The 17,360-nt window shown below is 72.3% G+C and carries 21 protein-coding genes; 2 read left to right on the top strand and 19 right to left on the bottom strand.

Features of this window, described 5'->3' with window-relative positions:
* Positions 1-73: 73 nt before the first annotated feature.
* From trpA to hisI, 9 genes are all read right to left on the bottom strand, one after another.
* Positions 74-886: a tryptophan synthase subunit alpha gene (trpA, locus tag GA0115234_RS19825; RefSeq protein ID WP_093543509.1), complete on the bottom strand. Its 813-nt coding sequence runs from the start codon at positions 884-886 to the stop codon at positions 74-76.
* On the bottom strand, positions 883-2,163 hold the full coding sequence (gene trpB, locus GA0115234_RS19820) for a tryptophan synthase subunit beta (RefSeq protein ID WP_093543507.1): 1,281 nt from the start codon (positions 2,161-2,163) through the stop codon (positions 883-885). The genes trpA and trpB overlap by 4 nt, the downstream gene beginning before the upstream one ends.
* A gap of 137 nt (positions 2,164-2,300) precedes the next feature.
* Positions 2,301-2,480 carry a tryptophan biosynthesis modulator TrpM gene (trpM, locus tag GA0115234_RS19815; RefSeq protein ID WP_093543548.1) on the bottom strand — a complete coding sequence of 60 codons (180 nt, stop codon included), beginning with the start codon at positions 2,478-2,480 and terminating at the stop codon, positions 2,301-2,303.
* A gap of 47 nt (positions 2,481-2,527) precedes the next feature.
* Complete coding sequence (gene trpC / locus GA0115234_RS19810) at positions 2,528-3,337, bottom strand: indole-3-glycerol phosphate synthase TrpC (protein WP_093543506.1); 810 nt, start codon at positions 3,335-3,337, stop codon at positions 2,528-2,530.
* A 115-nt stretch (positions 3,338-3,452) separates the two neighbouring features.
* Positions 3,453-3,941, bottom strand: a complete 489-nt coding sequence (locus tag GA0115234_RS19805; RefSeq protein WP_256088755.1) for a DUF2752 domain-containing protein — start codon at positions 3,939-3,941, stop codon at positions 3,453-3,455.
* A gap of 80 nt (positions 3,942-4,021) precedes the next feature.
* Positions 4,022-4,270, bottom strand: coding sequence for an HGxxPAAW family protein (locus tag GA0115234_RS19800; RefSeq protein ID WP_093543504.1), 249 nt, complete (start codon positions 4,268-4,270; stop codon positions 4,022-4,024).
* 127 nt (positions 4,271-4,397) lie between these two features.
* Positions 4,398-5,057, bottom strand: a complete 660-nt coding sequence (locus GA0115234_RS19795; RefSeq protein ID WP_093543502.1) for a TIGR02234 family membrane protein — start codon at positions 5,055-5,057, stop codon at positions 4,398-4,400.
* A gap of 14 nt (positions 5,058-5,071) precedes the next feature.
* Positions 5,072-6,643: an anthranilate synthase component I gene (locus tag GA0115234_RS19790; RefSeq protein WP_305123103.1), complete on the bottom strand. Its 1,572-nt coding sequence runs from the start codon at positions 6,641-6,643 to the stop codon at positions 5,072-5,074.
* Positions 6,579-6,962: a phosphoribosyl-AMP cyclohydrolase gene (gene hisI / locus GA0115234_RS19785; protein ID WP_093543499.1), complete on the bottom strand. Its 384-nt coding sequence runs from the start codon at positions 6,960-6,962 to the stop codon at positions 6,579-6,581. The genes GA0115234_RS19790 and hisI overlap by 65 nt, the downstream gene beginning before the upstream one ends.
* Before the next feature lie 84 nt (positions 6,963-7,046).
* On the opposite strand from hisI, the gene GA0115234_RS19780 reads away from it, so the two are divergent.
* Complete coding sequence (locus GA0115234_RS19780) at positions 7,047-7,679, top strand: TIGR03085 family metal-binding protein (RefSeq protein ID WP_093543498.1); 633 nt, start codon at positions 7,047-7,049, stop codon at positions 7,677-7,679.
* A gap of 17 nt (positions 7,680-7,696) precedes the next feature.
* On the opposite strand, the gene GA0115234_RS19775 is transcribed toward GA0115234_RS19780, so the two are convergent.
* From GA0115234_RS19775 to hisD, 10 genes are all read right to left on the bottom strand, one after another.
* Positions 7,697-8,947, bottom strand: a complete 1,251-nt coding sequence (locus GA0115234_RS19775; protein ID WP_093543496.1) for an MFS transporter — start codon at positions 8,945-8,947, stop codon at positions 7,697-7,699.
* Between the two features lie 25 nt (positions 8,948-8,972).
* Positions 8,973-9,560: an ArsR/SmtB family transcription factor gene (locus tag GA0115234_RS19770; protein ID WP_093543494.1), complete on the bottom strand. Its 588-nt coding sequence runs from the start codon at positions 9,558-9,560 to the stop codon at positions 8,973-8,975.
* A 177-nt stretch (positions 9,561-9,737) separates the two neighbouring features.
* A complete protein-coding gene (hisF, locus tag GA0115234_RS19765; protein ID WP_093543492.1) occupies positions 9,738-10,493 on the bottom strand; it encodes an imidazole glycerol phosphate synthase subunit HisF in 756 nt (251 codons plus the stop codon).
* Entirely contained in the window at positions 10,490-10,888 is a 399-nt protein-coding gene (locus GA0115234_RS19760; protein WP_093543491.1) for a RidA family protein, read from the bottom strand. Before GA0115234_RS19760 ends, hisF begins: the two co-directional genes overlap by 4 nt.
* The gene (gene priA, locus GA0115234_RS19755; protein WP_093543489.1) at positions 10,885-11,610 is read right to left on the bottom strand and encodes a bifunctional 1-(5-phosphoribosyl)-5-((5-phosphoribosylamino)methylideneamino)imidazole-4-carboxamide isomerase/phosphoribosylanthranilate isomerase PriA; all 726 of its coding nucleotides are present in this window, start codon (positions 11,608-11,610) and stop codon (positions 10,885-10,887) included. Before priA ends, GA0115234_RS19760 begins: the two co-directional genes overlap by 4 nt.
* Complete coding sequence (hisH, locus tag GA0115234_RS19750) at positions 11,610-12,251, bottom strand: imidazole glycerol phosphate synthase subunit HisH (RefSeq protein ID WP_093543488.1); 642 nt, start codon at positions 12,249-12,251, stop codon at positions 11,610-11,612. The genes priA and hisH overlap by 1 nt, the downstream gene beginning before the upstream one ends.
* 10 nt (positions 12,252-12,261) lie before the next feature.
* A complete protein-coding gene (locus tag GA0115234_RS42360; protein ID WP_176729214.1) occupies positions 12,262-12,429 on the bottom strand; it encodes a hypothetical protein in 168 nt (55 codons plus the stop codon).
* Positions 12,426-13,022 (bottom strand): imidazoleglycerol-phosphate dehydratase HisB, encoded by a 597-nt coding sequence (hisB, locus tag GA0115234_RS19745; RefSeq protein WP_072483182.1) that lies wholly within the window; start codon positions 13,020-13,022, stop codon positions 12,426-12,428. The genes GA0115234_RS42360 and hisB overlap by 4 nt, the downstream gene beginning before the upstream one ends.
* Positions 13,023-13,137: 115 nt before the next feature.
* Complete coding sequence (locus GA0115234_RS19740) at positions 13,138-14,271, bottom strand: histidinol-phosphate transaminase (protein WP_370804533.1); 1,134 nt, start codon at positions 14,269-14,271, stop codon at positions 13,138-13,140.
* Complete coding sequence (gene hisD / locus GA0115234_RS19735) at positions 14,268-15,590, bottom strand: histidinol dehydrogenase (protein ID WP_093543486.1); 1,323 nt, start codon at positions 15,588-15,590, stop codon at positions 14,268-14,270. Before hisD ends, GA0115234_RS19740 begins: the two co-directional genes overlap by 4 nt.
* Positions 15,591-15,728: 138 nt before the next feature.
* On the opposite strand from hisD, the gene GA0115234_RS19730 reads away from it, so the two are divergent.
* Positions 15,729-17,330, top strand: a complete 1,602-nt coding sequence (locus GA0115234_RS19730) for an oxidoreductase (RefSeq protein ID WP_093543485.1) — start codon at positions 15,729-15,731, stop codon at positions 17,328-17,330.
* Positions 17,331-17,360: the final 30 nt, after the last annotated feature.

Here is a 17,360-nt window from a genome sequence, read left to right as displayed (position 1 = left end):
CCCGCAGCAACGAACCGGGGAGGCACGCGCGTGCCTCCCCGGTCCAGGTCCACCCGTTTGGGTTACACCCGATTCAGCGCTTTCGAACGCCTTCGGCGAGTTCGCCCGCCAGGGAGCGGACGGCTGCCAGACCGGCCTGCTCATCGGGGGCTTCCAGCATCGCCTTGACGAAGGCGGAGCCGACGATCACCCCGTCGGCGAAGCCCGCCACCTCGGCGGCCTGCCGGGCGTTGGAGACGCCCAGGCCGACGCAGACCGGGAGGGACGTGGTGGCGCGGGTGCGCGTGACCAGGTCCTGGGCCTGCTCGCCGACCGACTCGCGGGTGCCGGTGACCCCCATCAGCGAGGCCGCGTAGACGAAGCCGGAACCGGCCGCGGTGATGGTGGCGAGGCGCTCGTCCTTGCTGCTCGGCGCGACGACGAAGACGGTCGCGAGACCGTGCTTGTCGGCGTGCTCGCGCCACAGGGCGGACTCCTGGACGGGCAGGTCGGGCAGGATGCACCCGGCGCCGCCCGCCTCGGCGAGCTCGGCGGTGAAGCGCTCGACGCCGTAGCGGTCGATGGGGTTCCAGTACGTCATGACGAGGATCGGGACACCCGTGGCCTCGTACGCCTCGCGGACCGTGCGCATCACGTCGGCGATCTTCACGCCGCCGCGCAGGGCGATGTCGTCGGCGGTCTGGATGACCGGTCCGTCGAGCACCGGGTCGCTGTGCGGCAGCCCCACCTCGACGATGTCGGCGCCGCCCGCCACGACCGCCTTCACGGCCTCGATCCCGCCGTCGACGGTCGGGAATCCGGCCGGGAGGTACGCGATGAGCGCGGCCCGGTCCTCCGCCTTCGCCTGCGCGAGGGAGGTGTTCAACAGCTCCACGTTGCCGCTCACTTGGTGACCTCCGCTTCCCCGTCGGCCACATCGGCCTCGACGGTGCCGTCGGCCCCGTCGTACAGCCCGAAGTAGCGGGCCGCCGTGTCCATGTCCTTGTCGCCGCGGCCGGAGAGATTGACCACGATCAGCCCGTCCTTGCCGAGCTCCTTGCCGACCTCCAGGGCGCCGGCCAGCGCGTGGGCGCTCTCGATGGCCGGGATGATCCCCTCGGTGCGGGAGAGGAGAAGCAGCGACTGCATCGCCGCGTCGTCGGTGACCGCGCGGTACTCGCCGCGGCCGATGTCCTTGAGGTACGAGTGCTCCGGGCCGATGCCCGGGTAGTCGAGACCGGCCGAGATGGAGTAGGGCTCGGTGATCTGGCCCTCGTCGTCCTGGAGGACGTAGCTGCGCGAGCCGTGCAGGATGCCGGGCTCGCCCGCGTTCAGGGTCGCCGCGTGCTCGCCGGTCTCCACGCCGTGTCCGGCGGGCTCGCAGCCGATCAGCCTCACGTGCGCGTCCGGGATGAAGGCGTGGAAGAGCCCGATGGCGTTGGAACCGCCGCCGACGCAGGCGATGGCGGCGTCCGGCAGCCGGCCGGTGCGCTCCAGGATCTGGCGGCGGGCCTCGACGCCGATGACCCGGTGGAAGTCGCGGACCATGGCCGGGAAGGGGTGCGGTCCCGCGACGGTGCCGAAGAGGTAGTGCGTGCGGTCCACATTGGCGACCCAGTCGCGGAACGCCTCGTTGATGGCGTCCTTCAGGGTCCTGGAGCCGGACTTCACGGCGATGACCTCGGCGCCGAGCATCCGCATCCGCGCCACGTTCAGCGCCTGCCGCTCGGTGTCGATCTCACCCATGTAGATGGTGCATTCGAGGCCGAAGAGCGCGCAGGCGGTCGCGGTGGCGACGCCGTGCTGCCCGGCGCCGGTCTCGGCGATGACCCGGGTCTTGCCCATGCGCTTGGTGAGCAGCGCCTGGCCCAGCACGTTGTTGATCTTGTGCGAGCCGGTGTGGTTGAGGTCCTCGCGCTTGAGGAAGACCCGGGCGCCGCCCGCGTGCTCCGCGAAGCGCGGGACCTCGGTCAGCGCGCTGGGCCGACCGGTGTAGTTGACCATGAGCTCGTTGAGCTCCGCGGCGAAGGCCGGGTCGGCCTTGGCCTTGTCGTACTCGACGGCGACCTCGTCCACGGCGGCGACGAGCGCCTCCGGGATGAACTTGCCGCCGAACGCACCGAAATACCCCTCGGCGCTGGGGATCAGACCCTCCGGGTCCGGAATGAAGAAGTCAGATGACATCCGACGTGCTCCTCGACATCGCAATGGGTGGGTTCACCGTATGCGCCGTGAGCGGAGCGCCACCGCGACCGGCGATCGGTCGGGCGGTGCGGTCGTACGTACGGCAGGAGTGGTGCGGGTACGTCGGCCGGGGCTCGCTACAGCGCGGTCCCCGTGCGCCATCGCATGCCGTTGACCTGGCCGGGCTCGTCGCCGATCACGTACCGCACCCGCCTGCCGTGCACGCGGCGCGCGGGGGCGCGGCAGCCACGGGGGCGGCAGCCGCGCGCCAGCGGGGCGTGCGGGTCCCGGGCGGCCGTCGTACCGGCGGGGCGCAGGCCCGGCCGGACACGGGACGCGGGACGGTGGGCGGACACGGTCGGGGTCAGCCCCGTCCGTGCCGGAGCGCGGGGTGGGCGCCGGCGGCGACCAGGTCGGCGACGGCGGCCCGGGGGTCGCGGCCGGTGACCAGCGACTCGCCCACGAGCACCGCGTCGGCGCCCGCGTTGGCGTACGCGATCAGGTCGTGCGGACCGCGGACGCCGGACTCGGCGACCTTGACGATGCGGTCGGGGATCTCGGGGGCGACGCGCTCGAAGGTGGAGCGGTCGACCTTGAGGTCCTTGAGGTTGCGCGCGTTGACACCGATGATCTTGGCCCCGGCGTCCACGGCACGCTCCACCTCCTCCTCGTCGTGCACCTCGACCAGCGGCGTCAGGCCGATGGACTCGGCGCGCTCGATCAGGGAGACCAGGGCCTCCTGGTCGAGGGCGGCGACGATCAGCAGGGCGAGGTCGGCGCCGTAGGCACGGGCCTCCCAGAGCTGGTAGGAGGTGACGATGAAGTCCTTGCGCAGGACCGGGATGTCGACCTTGGCGCGGACGGCCTCCAGGTCGGCGAGCGAGCCGCCGAAGCGGCGCTCCTCGGTGAGGACCGAGATGACGGACGCGCCGCCCGCCTCGTAGTCCGCGGCGAGCGCGGCCGGGTCGGCGATCGCGGCCAGGGCCCCCTTGGAGGGGCTGGAACGCTTGACCTCGCAGATGACGGTGACGCCCTCGCCGCGCAGGGCGGCGACTCCGTCCTTGGCTCCCGGAGCGCGCGCGGCGCGCTCCTTCAGCTCGTCGAGGCTGACACGCGCCTGCCGCTCTGCGAGGTCGGCGCGTACGCCGTCGATGATCTCGTCGAGCACACTCACGCGAGCGGCCCCCTTCCGGGACGGTGATGAGGGAACAGGATCAGCCATGTCAATGCTATCCGCAGGAGGGCGACTGGCTCGAATCCGGCGGGTGAATGTCCCACTACCTGGGCATTCAGGGGGCCAGAAAAGAACCGAACGGTAGATTCCGGACGACCGAGAAGACCAGCAGCACGGCGCCGATCCCCCACCAGACGACGGGCTTCGCGGCGATGCTCATGGGCCTGCCCCGGGCGGCGCGGACCGTCCAGACGGTCCACAGGACGGCGAAGGCCGCGTAGCCGACGACGGCGAGCGCGTTGGAGCCGAGGGCGGCGGCGATGTCGCCGTGCGCGACGGCGTGGGCGCTGCGCAGCCCTCCGCAGCCCGGACAGTAGATCCCGGTGAACCGGAGCAGCGGGCAGAGCGGGTAGTGGCCGGGCTGGTTGGGGTCCACGGCACCGACGTAGCCGAACGCGCCGACGACGGCGGCCATGACGCCCACCGGCGTGGCCAGCCGCCGGATGCGCGAGGCGGGCACGGGGGCCGGGGGGAAGACCGGCGGCTGTCCGGGGCCGGGGGCCGGGGCCGGCACTGCGGCTGCGGGGGTAGGCGATGCGTCCACCCGGTGATTGTCCCCGCTGACGCGGGAAGGCGCAGCCCGGTCCGGGCTGCGCCTCGTGTGCGAACGGGTGCCGCGTGGCGTCAGGAGAGCTGTGCCTGTCCGGCGCGGGCCCGCGCCTGGGCCATCTCCGCCGACTCCTTCGGCATGCCGAGACCTGCGGCCTTCATCGCGAGACCGATGACCCCGCCGAGGAGGACGACGGCGATTCCGGCCCAGAAGCCGACGGGGTTGGCCGCGACCATGAAGACGCCTGCGACGCAGAAGCCGATGAAGGAGATGATGACACCGGTCCAGGCGGCCGGGGTGTGTCCGTGGCTGCTGCCCGCCATGAGTTGCTCCTTGTTGGTGTTGCGCTGTTGGTATCGCTGTACGCAAAGCTGGTGCCGCTGTTGGTGCCGCTGTGCTGAGAGCTCGGCTTCATTGTCCCGTACGTGCGGGTACGACGTGAGCTGGGGGTCATGCCTCGCGCGTCGGGTCCTCGCCGCGGTCCAGGGCCTTCCAGAGGTCCTCGGGCCGGTCCGGGTCCACGGTGGCGCGGGCGGCCTTGCGGGGGCGGGGGGTGCCGTCCCGTTCGTACCGTCCCGACATGGTGGGCCAGAGCTTCCCGTACCGCAGGGCGAGCAGCCCGGCGAGCAGGATCAGCAGGCCGCCGGCCGCGGTGACGTAGGGCCATGCGGTGTGGGCGAGGGCGCCGATGGTCGCCGAGGCGTCGCCGGTGGTCTGGGCGGCCTTCTCGTCGAGCGCCGCGCTGTCGGCGGCGCCGAGGCAGGCGCTCAGTCCGGCGCCGAGGCCGCTGAGGGCGAGGAGCCCGGCGACGAGCAGCCGGGAGGCGCCACGGACGGCGAAGACGGCGACCAGGGCGGCCAGGCCCACTATGGCGAGGGCCGCCGGGAGGCCGGTGACGTCCTGGCCGTCGGCGGTCAGCGGCAGCGAGCCGCCGCCGACGGACGCCTTGCCCTCGGCCCAGGTCTGGCCGGAGGCGAGCAGGACGACGGTGGCGCCGGCCGCCCCGAGGAGCAGACCGGCGGCCAGGCTGCGGCGGCTTCCCGAGGCGTCGGACGCGGTGACGGCTCGGGCACGGGGCTGGGGTACGGGGACAGCACTCACGTACTCCACTATCCCCTACCGCCTCACGCGCTGTGGAGCCGGTTGGCCGTATGCACCGCGCGGAGCACCGCCGCGGCCTTGTTGCGGCATTCGGTGTCCTCGGCGACCGGGTCGGAGTCGGCGACGACGCCGGCCCCGGCCTGGACGTAGGCCGTGCCGTCGCGGAGCAGGGCGGTGCGGATGGCGATGGCGGTGTCGGAGTCCCCGGCGAAGTCGAGATAGCCGACGCAGCCGCCGTACAGGCCGCGGCGGGTCGGTTCGAGCTCCTCGATGATCTGCATCGCGCGGGGCTTGGGGGCGCCGGAGAGGGTGCCCGCCGGGAAGCACGCGGTGAGGACGTCGAAGGCGGTACGGCCCTCGGCGACGCGGCCGGTGACGGTGGAGACGATGTGCATCACGTGCGAGTACCGCTCGATCGACATGAAGTCGACGACCTCGACGGTGCCGGGTGCGCAGACCCGCCCCAGGTCGTTGCGGCCGAGGTCGACCAGCATCAGGTGCTCGGCGCGTTCCTTCGGGTCGGCGAGGAGTTCGTCGGCGAGCGCCTGGTCCTCCTGCGGGGTGGCGCCGCGGTGCCTGGTCCCGGCGATCGGGTGGACCATGGCGCGGCCGTCCTCGACCTTGACGAGGGCCTCCGGGCTGGAGCCCGCGACGTCGAAGCCGTCGAACCGGAAGAGGTACATGTACGGCGACGGGTTGGTGGCGCGCAGTACGCGGTACACGTCCAACGCGCTTGCCGTGCACGGGGTTTCGAAGCGCTGCGAGGGGACGACCTGGAAGGCCTCGCCGGCCCTGATGCGTTCCTTCACGTCCTCGACGGCGTCCTGGTACGCCGCCCCGCCCCACAGCGCGGTGTACGGGGGCAGCTCGGACGGCGGGAGGGCGGCGGGGGCGTTCTCGACGGGGCGGGAGAGGTCCCGTTCCATGGCGTCGAGGCGGGCCACTGCGTCCGCGTACGCCTCGTCGACGCCGGTCGCGAGGTCGTTGTGGTTGATCGCGTTGGCGATCAGCAGGACGCTGCCGTCCCAGTGGTCGAGCACGGCCAGGTCCGAGGTGAGCAGCATCGTCAGTTCGGGAACGTGCAGGTCGTCCTCGCCGCTGTCGCCGATCTTCTCCAGGCGGCGCACGACGTCGTAGCCGAGGTAGCCGACCATGCCGCCGGTGAACGGGGGAAGTGCGTCGTCGACGACCAGGTCGCGCGGGGTGTGCAGGGTCTCGATGGTGGCGCGCAGGGCCTGGAGCGGGTCGCCGTCGACGGGGACGCCGACGGGCGGGACGCCCAGCCAGTGGGCCTGTCCGTCGCGTGCGGTGAGGGTGGCGGCGCTGCGTACCCCGATGAAGGAGTAGCGCGACCAGGTGCGGCCGTTCTCCGCGGACTCCAGGAGGAAGGTGCCGCTGCGCTCGCCCGCGAGTTTGCGGTAGAGCCCGACCGGGGTGTCGCCGTCCGCGAGGAGCCTGCGGCTGACGGGGACGACACGCCGGTCGACGGCGAGTTTGCGGAAGGTGTCGAGATCCATGGCGGCTGGCCCTTTACTGCGCGAGCGGGAGGACGTCGGCGTCGAAGCAGGTGCGGTCGCCGGTGTGGCAGGCGGCACCCGTCTGGTCGACCCGGACGAGGACGGTGTCGGCGTCACAGTCGAGGGCGACGGATTTGACCTGCTGGATGTGGCCCGAGGTGTCGCCCTTGACCCAGTACTCCTGGCGGCTGCGGGACCAGTAGGTGCAGCGGCCGGTGGTGAGGGTGCGGTGCAGGGCCTCGTCGTCCATCCAGCCGAGCATCAGCACCTCGCCGGTGTCGTACTGCTGGGCGATGGCCGGGACGAGTCCGTCGGCACCGCGCTTGAGGCGGGCCGCGATGGCCGGGTCGAGGTTGCCGGACGGCGGCGGAGTGCTGGGCGTGGGCGCGCTGGTCATGCGCCCATTGTGCCGTGGCCGCGGGGGCCTCTCCGTGCGGCGTCCACTGGGCGGACCGCGTGCGGCGGTCGTACGCTGGCGACCATGTCGACCCATGCGAAGCGCGAACGACTTCTGCTCGCCGACCTGTTGGAGGCGGCGGGACCGGAGGCACCGACCCTGTGCCACGGCTGGACGGCCCGGGACCTGGCCGCCCATGTGGTGGTCCGGGAGCGGCGGCCGGACGCGGCGGGGGGAGCGGTGCTCGGCGTACTGAAGAACCGCCTCGACCGGGTGCAGGCGGAGTACGCGGCGAAGCCGTACGAGGAGCTGATCCAGCTGATCCGTACCGGGCCGCCGAGGATGTCCCCGTTCGGTCTGAAGCAGATCGACGAGGCCGCCAACACCGTGGAGTTCTACATCCATACGGAGGACGTCCGCCGGGCCCAGCCGGACTGGTCGCGGCGCGAGCTGGACCCGGTCTTCGCGGATGTGCTGTGGTCGCGGGCCGAGCGGACGGCCCGGCTGCTGGGCCGCAGGTCCCCGGTGGGGCTGGTGCTGCGCCGCCCGGACGGCCAGACGGCGGTGGCGCACAAGGGCACCCCGGTGGTGACGGTCACCGGCGAGCCGGGCGAGCTGCTGCTCTTCGCGTTCGGGCGGCAGGACGCGGCGACGGTCGGCGTGGAGGGCGACACGGAGGCGGTGGACCGGCTGCGCACGGCGGAGCTGGGAATGTAGGGCGTACGGGGGCGGGCTCAGCCCGGGAGTTCCGCGCGGCGCAGCCGGACGAAGGCCAGGCCCGTCAGCGCCCCGGCGGCGCACAGCGAGGCGCTGGCGGCGAAGACCGGGCCGGTCCCCCATGCGGCGACGGCGGCTCCCGTGACCGGGTAGCTGAGCGGGGCGATCGCGTGGGTGAAGAGCGTCGAGACCGAGGTGACCCGGCCGAGGTAGGCGGGCTCGGTGACGGTCTGGATCAGGGCCCCGCACAGGGAGCCGCCGAGGCCGGCGAAGAGCCCGACGCAGAGCGCGGCGGTGGCGGCGAGGGCCACCGAGGGCAGCTGGGCCAGGGCGCCGACGGCGACCGAACCGGTCAGTACGGCCAGGCACATCACCAGTCCGGCGCGCGGCACCCGGCCACGCACGGCGAGGAGCAGGGCCGTCGCTCCGGCGCCGATACCGAAGGCGGCGATGATCCAGCCCATGCCGGACGCGCCCCAGTGGCGCTCCTTCGCGAGCAGGATCAGGCCGAGGTTGAGCGGCCCGACGAAGCCCAGCTCGCTGACGGCGACGACGAGCATCAGCGGTCCGAGCAGCGGGTGGCGGCGGATGTGGCGCAGCCCGTCGGCCAGGTCGTGCCAGGCGGTGCCGGACGGTTCGGCGTCCTTGCGGTCGGGCAGCGGGCGGATCCGCAGGGACAGGAGCAGCGGCAGCGACAGGGCGAAGAGCACCCCGGCCGCGGCGAACGCGAGCGTCGGTCCGCCGAGGGCCACGGCGACGCCGCCGAGCGGGGCTCCGACGACATTGGCGAGACGTGTGGCGAGCCCGCGCATTCCCTGGACGCGGGCGAGCTGTCCGGGGGCGGTGACCCGGGGCGGCAGGGCGCCGACGGCGGGCAGGAAGAGGGCGTCGACCACGCCGAAGACGAGCGCGACGGCGATCAGCATCCATAAGGCGGGCGAGGTGAGCAGCAGCGCACCGGCCAGGCCGAGGACGACCAGGCAGCGGGCGGCGTCGCTGCCGATGACGACGCGGCGCGGGCCGATCCGGTCGGCGAGCACTCCCCCGCCGAGCATCAGCACGGCCCGGGGTATGGAGCCGACGGCGAGGACGATCCCGGTCCGGGCGTCGCTGCCGGTGCGGGCGGCAGCCCAGGCGAGCGCCATGTAGTAGACGCTGTCGCCGATCATCGAGGCGGTGTAGGCGCCGAGCCAGCGCATGACGTTGGCATCGCGGTGGGCGGGGCGTTCGGCGGCCGGTGCGGGGGTTCCGGTGTCGGTGACGGTCATGGGGTCGGCCTCCCGGGGCGGCGGGTCAGGGGCGGAACGGGAAGGTGTACAGGTGCACGGCGACGTTCTCGCGGCCCTCCGTGTCCCCGGCCTCTTCGCGGGCGCGGCCGAGGCCCTCGTACCGGTCGACGACCTCGTGCATCTCGCGGGTGAGCGCGGCGAGCTCCTCGGCGGTGAGCCGGGCCAGGTACTCGGAGCTGGAGGCGGCGCGGCGCCAATCCAGCGGCCAGCTCCGGGCCGAGTCGAGGTAGCGGCGGTACAGCTCGATGTGCTGGTCGAAGGAGAGCCGGCCGACGGCGGCGTGCGTGGCGGCCTTCTCGGGGGCGTCGTCGAAGTCCTCCTCGTGGAAGTTCAGCCCCTTCGAGGCGGGCTGCCACCAGCGCTCGCGGCCGTCCGTGCCCTGCTGCTCGGCCTCCTCGATCAGGCCGTGGTCGGCGAGCTTGCGCAGGTGGTAGCTGACCAGCGACACCGCCTCGTCGACCTGGTCGGCCAGTTGGGAGGCGGTGGCCTCGCGGGCGATGTAGAGCGCCCGGTAGAGCCGCATCCGCAGCGGGTGACCGAACGCCTTCAGGGTCTCCAGGTCCGAGACCCGGCGTGATTCCTTGCTTGCCATGTCCCCGACCGTAGATGGAAAAGGAAACTTGCGCAATCTTTCTTGCGCAATAAAAGCTGCGGGATTCCGGACGGCCGAGGAGACACCTGGACGGCGGAGGGGACGGCGGAAAAGCCCGACGCCGGGCGGGGCCGGTTGCCCGGCTCCGCCCGGCGTCGGGCTCGTAGGTGCGGCTGCTCAGCGGACCGGGTGTCCGGCCTCCCTGAGCGCGCCCTTGACCTCGGAGATCCGCAGATCGCCGAAGTGGAAGACGGAGGCGGCGAGCACCGCGTCGGCGCCCGCCTCGATGGCGGGTGCGAAGTGCGCGAGCCGGCCGGCGCCGCCGGAGGCGATGACGGGGACGGTCACGTGCTTGCGTACCGCCGTGATCATCTCGGTGTCGTAGCCGTCCTTGGTGCCGTCCGCGTCCATCGAGTTGAGCAGGATCTCGCCCGCGCCCAGCTCGGCGGCCCGGTGCGCCCATTCGACGGCGTCGATGCCGGTGCCCTTGCGGCCGCCGTGCGTGGTGACCTCGAAGGTGCCCCCGGAGGTGCGCCGGGCGTCCACGGAGAGCACCAGGACCTGGCGGCCGAAGCGCTCGGCGATCTCCCGGATGAGGTCGGGGCGGGCGATGGCGGCGGTGTTGACGCCGACCTTGTCCGCGCCGGCCCGCAGCAGCTTGTCGACGTCGTCGGCGGTGCGGACGCCGCCGCCGACGGTGAGCGGGATGAAGACCTGCTCGGCGGTGCGGCGCACCACGTCGTAGGTCGTCTCCCGGTCGCCGCTGGAGGCGGTGATGTCCAGGAAGGTCAGCTCGTCGGCGCCCTCGGCGTCGTACAGCTTCGCCATCTCGACGGGGTCGCCCGCGTCGCGCAGGTTCTGGAAGTTGACGCCCTTGACGACCCGGCCGTTGTCGACGTCCAGGCAGGGGATGACGCGTACCGCGAGGCTCATCGCGCACCTGCCCGGTACGCCTCGACCTCGACCTCGACGACCAGGCTCGGATCCACGAGACCGGACACGATGATCATCGAGGCGGCGGGGCGGACGTCGTCGAAGAGCTCCTTGTGGGCGCGGCCGACCTCGTCCACGTCCCGGGCGTGCGTGAGGTACATCCGGGTGCGGACGACGTCCTCGCGGCCCAGGCCGAGCTGCTTCAGCGCGTCGAAGGCGACCCGGAAGGAGGTGACGGCCTGCTCGTACGGGCCGCCCGCGGAGATCTCCCCGTTCTCCACCGAGGTGCAGCCGGCCACCAGGACGAGCCCGTTCGGCAGCTCCACCGCGCGGGAGTAGCCGAACTTCTCCTCCCACGGGGCACCGGAGGAGACACGGTTGACGGAGTCGCTCATCCGGAGACCGCCTGGAGCGCTTCTTCGAGGGTGAACGCCTTCGCGTACAGCGCCTTGCCGACGATCGCGCCCTCGACGCCGTCCGGGACGAGCGAGGCGATGGCCCGCAGGTCGTCCAGCGAGGAGACGCCGCCGGAGGCGACGACGGGCTTGTCGGTGGCGGCGCAGACGTTCTTCAGGAGCTCCAGGTTGGGGCCCTGGAGCGTGCCGTCCTTGGCGATGTCGGTGACGACGTAGCGGGCGCAGCCCTCGGAGTCGAGGCGGGCGAGCGTCTCGTAGAGGTCGCCGCCGTCGCGGGTCCAGCCGCGGCCGCGCAGTGTCGTGCCGCGGACGTCGAGGCCGACGGCGATCTGGTCGCCGTGCTCGGCGATGACCTTGGCGACCCACTCCGGGGTCTCCAGGGCGGCGGTGCCGAGGTTGACCCGGCGGCAGCCGGTGGCGAGGGCGGCGGCGAGCGAGGCGTCGTCGCGGATGCCGCCGGACAGCTCGACCTTGATGTCCATGGCACCGGCCACCTCGGCGATCAGCGCCCGGTTGTCGCCGGTGCCGAAGGCGGCGTCCAGGTCGACCAGGTGCAGCCACTCGGCCCCGGCGCGCTGCCAGGCGAGGGCGGCCTCCAGCGGGGAGCCGTAGGAGGTCTCGGAGCCGGACTCGCCGTGCACGAGGCGGACGGCCTGGCCGTCGCGGACGTCGACGGCGGGGAGCAGTTCAAGCTTCGGCATTACAGCGTCTCGATCCAGTTGGTCAGCAGCTGGGCGCCGGCATCGCCGGACTTCTCGGGGTGGAACTGGGTGGCCCACAGAGCACCGTTCTCCACGGCGGCGACGAACGGCTCGCCGTGGGTGGCCCAGGTGACCCGGGGGGCGCGGATCTTGGGGTTGGTGACTTCCAGGCTCCAGTCGTGCACCGCGTAGGAGTGCACGAAGTAGAACCGGGCCTCGGGGTCGAGACCGGCGAAGAGCTGGGAGTCCTCGGGGGCCCGCACGGTGTTCCAGCCCATGTGCGGGACGACCGGGGCCTTCAGCGGGGCGACGGTGCCGGGCCATTCGTCCAGGCCCTCCGTCTCCACACCGTGCTCGATGCCGCGCTCGAAGAGGATCTGCATACCGACGCAGATGCCCATGACGGGGCGGCCGCCGGAGAGCCTGCGGCCGATGATCCATTCCCCGCGGGCCTTCCTCAGCCCGTCCATGCAGGCGGAGAAGGCACCGACACCGGGGACCAGCAGCCCGTCCGCGTTCATCGCCCGGTCGAAGTCGCGGGTGATCTCGACGTCCGCGCCGACGTGGGCGAGGGCCCGCTCGGCGGAGCGGACGTTCCCGAAGCCGTAGTCGAAGACGACGACCTTCTTGTTGTCGCTCACAGCTCGTTCCTCAGTCCCAGAGTCCCTGGATCCGCAGGATGCCTGCCAGCAGGCACATCACGGAGGCGATCGAGAGCAGGACGATGACGCCCTTGGGCATGCCCTGCTTCGAGAAGGAGTAGACGCCGCCGGCCAGGAAGAGGCCGAGGACGATCAGGATGGTGTTGAGGCCGGTCACAGCGCGCCCTTCGTGGAAGGGAGGATGCCCGCGGCGCGCGGGTCGTGCTCACTGGCGTAGCGCAGCGCGCGGGCGAGCGCCTTGAACTGGCACTCCACGATGTGGTGGGCGTTGCGCCCGTACGGCACGTGGACGTGCAGGGCGATCTGGGCCTGCGCGACGAAGGACTCCAGGATGTGCCGGGTCATCGTCGTGTCGTACGCGCCGATCATCGGCGCCATGTTCTCCGGCTCGGTGTGCACCAGGTAGGGGCGGCCGGACAGGTCGACGGTGACCTGGGCGAGCGACTCGTCCAGCGGGACGGTGCAGTTGCCGAAGCGGTAGATGCCGACCTTGTCGCCGAGGGCCTGCTTGAACGCGGCGCCGAGGGCGAGGGCGGTGTCCTCGATGGTGTGGTGCGAGTCGATGTGCAGATCGCCGTCGGTCTTGACCGTGAGGTCGAAGAGCCCGTGCCGGCCGAGCTGGTCGAGCATGTGGTCGTAGAAACCGACCCCGGTCGACACGTCGACCTTGCCGGTGCCGTCGAGGTTTATCTCGACCAGTACGGAGGTTTCCTTCGTGGTGCGTTCCACGCGGCCTACGCGGGGGCTCATGCGTTTGCTCCTTGGTTGTGCTCGCCTCGCCGGGCCGGATCGCGGTCGGCCCCATGTCGGCTGGGGGTCCGGGGGTCGTCCCCCGGGAGATGCGGTACGCGGCCTGCGCGGGGGCTCATGCGTCGTGCTCCTTCTTGAGTTCGCGTACCGCGTCGAGGAACGCGTCGTTCTCTGCCGGGGTGCCCGCGGAGACCCGCAGCCATCCCGGTACGCCGTTGTCCCGGACCAGGACGCCCCGGTCGAGGATCCGCTGCCAGACGGTGTGGCTGTCGGCGAAGCGGCCGAACTGGACGAAGTTGGCGTCCGAGTCGGTGACGTCGTAGCCGAGCGCGCGCAGCTCCGTGACGATCCGGTCGCGCTCGCTCTTGAGCCGGCCGACGTATCCGAGCAGCGTATCGGTGTGCTCCAGGGCGGCGAGCGCGGTGGCCTGGGTGATGGAGGAGAGGTGGTACGGCAGCCGGACCAGCTGGACCGCGTCGACCACGGCCGGGTCGGCGGCGAGGTAGCCCAGGCGCAGTCCGGCGGCGCCGAACGCCTTCGACATGGTGCGCGAGAGCACCATGTTCGGCCGGCCCTCGATCAGCGGGAGCAGCGAGGCGTGGTGGCTGAACTCGCCGTACGCCTCGTCGACGACGACCATCGACGGCTTGGCCGCCTGGGCTGCGTCGTACAGCGCGAGCACGGTCTCCGCGTCGACGGCGGTGCCGGTGGGGTTGTTGGGGGAGGTGATGAAGACGACGTCGGGGCGGAGCTCGGCGATGACCGCGCGGGCGGCCTCGACGTCGATGGTGAAGTCCTCGTTGCGCGGTCCGGAGATCCAGCCGGTGCCGGTACCGCGGGCGATGAGGGCGTGCATGGAGTACGAGGGCTCGAAGCCGATCGCGGTGCGGCCGGGTCCGCCGAAGGTCTGCAGCAGCTGCTGGAGGACCTCGTTGGAGCCGTTGGCGGCCCATACGTGGGCGGCCGTGACCGCGTGCCCGGCGGTGCGGGTGAGGTAGCGGGCCAGTTCGGTACGGAGCTCGACGGCGTCCCGGTCGGGGTAGCGGTTGAGGTCGCGGGCGGCCTCGCGGACCCGCTCGGCGATCCGGTCGACGAGCGCCTCGGGCGGCGGGTAGGGGTTCTCGTTGGTGTTCAGCCGCACGGGTACGTCGAGCTGCGGCGCCCCGTACGGGGACTTGCCGCGCAGTTCGTCGCGGATCGGGAGATCGTCGATGCGCTTGGTCGTGCGGGGGGTGTCGCCGTTCGTCACTGCTGCGGGACCTCTCCGCCGAACCTGGCCTTGAGCGCGGCGCCGTGGGCGGGGAGATCCTCCGCCTCGGCGAGGGTCACGACGTGGTGGGTGACCTCGGCGAGCGCGTCGCGCGTGTAGTCGACGATGTGGATGCCGCGCAGGAAGGACTGCACGGAGAGGCCCGAGGAGTGGCAGGCGCAGCCGCCGGTGGGCAGGACGTGGTTGGAGCCGGCGCAGTAGTCGCCGAGCGAGACCGGGGACCAGGGGCCGACGAAGATGGCGCCGGCGTTGCGGACCCGGTCGGCGACGGCGGCGGCGTCGGCGGTCTGGATCTCCAGGTGCTCGGCGGCGTACGCGTCGACGACCCTGAGGCCGTCCTCCAGGTCGTCGACCAGGACGATCGCGGACTGGCGGCCGGCCAGGGCGGGCTCGATCCGGTCGGTGACGTGCTTGGTCGCGGCGATCTGCGGCTTGAGCTCGGCCTCGGTGGCCGCGGCCAGTTCGACGGAGTCGGTGACCAGGACGGCGGCGGCCATCGGGTCGTGCTCGGCCTGGCTGATCAGGTCGGCGGCGACGTGGACCGGGTCGGCGGTGGAGTCCGCGAGGATCGCGATCTCGGTGGGTCCGGCCTCCGCGTCGATGCCGATGCGGCCCTTGAGGAGGCGCTTGGCGGCGGCGACGTAGATGTTGCCGGGGCCGGTGACGAGGTCCACCGGGCGGCATTCGGCCGTTCCGTACGCGAACATCGCGATCGCCTGGGCGCCGCCGGCCGCGTACACCTCGTCGACGCCGAGCAGGGCGCAGGCGGCGAGGATGGTGGGGTGCGGCAGGCCGCCGAAGTCCTTCTGCGGCGGGGAGGCGACGGCGATGCCCTCGACGCCCGCCTCCTGGGCCGGTACGACGTTCATGACCACGGACGAGGGGTAGACGGAGCGCCCGCCCGGGACGTAGAGCCCGACGCGCTCGACCGGTACCCACTTCTCGGTGACGGTGCCGCCGGGGACGACCTGGGTGGTGTGCGTGGTGCGGCGCTGCTCGCGGTGGACGAGACGGGCGCGGCGGATCGACTCCTCCAGGGCGGCCCACACGGCCGGATCGAGCCCCTCGACGGCCTCGGCGATCGCCGCGGCCGGGACCCGGATCGAGTCGATCCGTACGCCGTCGAATTTCTCCCCCCACTCGATCACTGCCGCGGAGCCACGATGGCGTACGTCCTCGCAGATGGGCCGCACCGTCTCCAGGGCGGCTTCCACGTCGAACTCGGCACGGGGCAGCAGGTCGCGCAGGGCTCCGCCCTCGGGGAGGGCATCGCCGCGCAGATCGATTCGAGAGATCACACCGCAATTCTCGCAGACCGCCCGCGGCGTCCGGTCGCCCGTATCACTGGCTGATACATGTCCCGGACGTCACTGCTGACCAATAGCTTTCACATGGTCACTCAGAGGGAAGAACAGCTCCGAGCGGAAGGGGCACCCGTGACCGAACCGCACGACGGCGATTTTCCGGACGGTCTGAGCGCGGCCGAGCTGGGCATGTGGCAGGCCTTTCGGAACGGCAGTACCTACGATCTGCGCGCCCGCGACCCGGCGCGGGACGATCCGTTCGCGCCGCGCGTCTGGGGACCGGAGCGCAGTGTGGACGGGCGCGTCGTCGCCCGTCTGCTGCTCTCGGGTCCGCCGCCGCGGCCCGGCCGGGTCGCGGCGCTGAAGCTCCGGGGAGTACGGATCACCGGAACGCTCGATCTCGCGGGCGGGCGCGTCGCTCCGTACGTGGAGATGACCGGGTGCCGCTTCGAGAACGAGGTGGTGCTGCCGGAATGCCACTTCACGACGTTGCGGATCGTCGGCTGTGCGATGCCGAGGCTGGAGGCGGCCCGGCTGCGCACCGAGGGCGATCTGCATCTGCCGCGCTGCCGGATCCCGCGCGGGATCCGGCTCACCGACGCGCAGATCGGCACCGATCTGCTGATCAACCAGATCGAGATCGGCACGGACCGGGGCGGGCGCGCGCTGGCCGGTGACGGGCTGGCGGTCGCCCAGGACCTCCAGGCGGAGCTGATCGAGGCGCGCGGCGAGCTGAGTCTGCGCGGGGCGAAGGTCGGCGGTTCGCTGAGCCTGCGCGGCAGCCGACTGCGCGGCAGCGAGGGGCGGCGCGCGCTCAACGCCCCGCAGCTGACCGTGGAGCGGACGCTGTACATGAGCGAGGCGTGGGTGAGCGTCGACACCGGGATCCAGGGCACCACTCCCCCGTTCGGCATCGTCATGGCGTCGACCCCGGCGAACGGCACGCGTTCGCAGGTCTTCGAGTGCCGCGGCGGGGTGCGCCTGGACGACGGGCGGTTCGGCGACGCGGTCGATCTGCACAAGGCGCGGTTCGTGCTGGGCCGGTACGAGGAGTTGTCGCTGCGCCGGATCGTCACCCCGGAGCTGCGGTTCAACGCGGAACGGCCGGACGAGGGCCGGGTCGTGCTGAACGGCGCGAGGGTCGTCACGCTGATCGACGTGTCGACCAGCTGGCCGGGGCCCGGCGGGCTGGCGATGGGCGGTTTCGTTTACGAGAACCTCGTCCCGTACGGACACTTCCCGCTCTCCCGGCGCCTGGAGTGGGTGGCGGCGGCGACCCCGGAGTACGTACCGGAGCCGTACGAGCGCCTCGCGACGGTGCTGCGCAACTGCGGGGAGGACGCGGACGCCCGGGAGGTGCTGCTGGCCAAGCAGCGGCGGCGGCGCGAGACGCTGCCGCTCGCGGCGAAGCTCTGGGGCTTCCTCCAGGACTGGACGGTGGCGTACGGCTACCGGCCGGGGCGGGCCGCGGTGTGGATGGCTCTGCTGTGGGCTGCGGGGACGCTGGCCTTCGCCCAGCACGTGCCGCACGCGATCAAGCAGGACGAGGCCCCGCAGTGGAACCCGGCGCTGTACGCGCTGGATCTGCTGATCCCGGTGATCAATCTGGGCCAGGACGGCTACTGGCGGATGGAGGGCGGCTGGCAGTGGGCGGCGGCGGTGCTCGTCCTGCTCGGCTGGATACTGGCCACCACCGTCGCGGCGGGCGCCTCGCGGCTGCTGCGCCGGGGCTGACCGGATCCGGCCACGGCCGACCAGCCGGTG

The organism is Streptomyces sp. DvalAA-43, from assembly GCF_900091725.1.
GTDB classification, from domain to species: domain Bacteria; phylum Actinomycetota; class Actinomycetes; order Streptomycetales; family Streptomycetaceae; genus Streptomyces; species Streptomyces pulveraceus.
The sequence above is the reverse complement of the archived record's forward strand: the minus strand, read 5'-3'. Positions and strand labels throughout refer to the sequence as shown.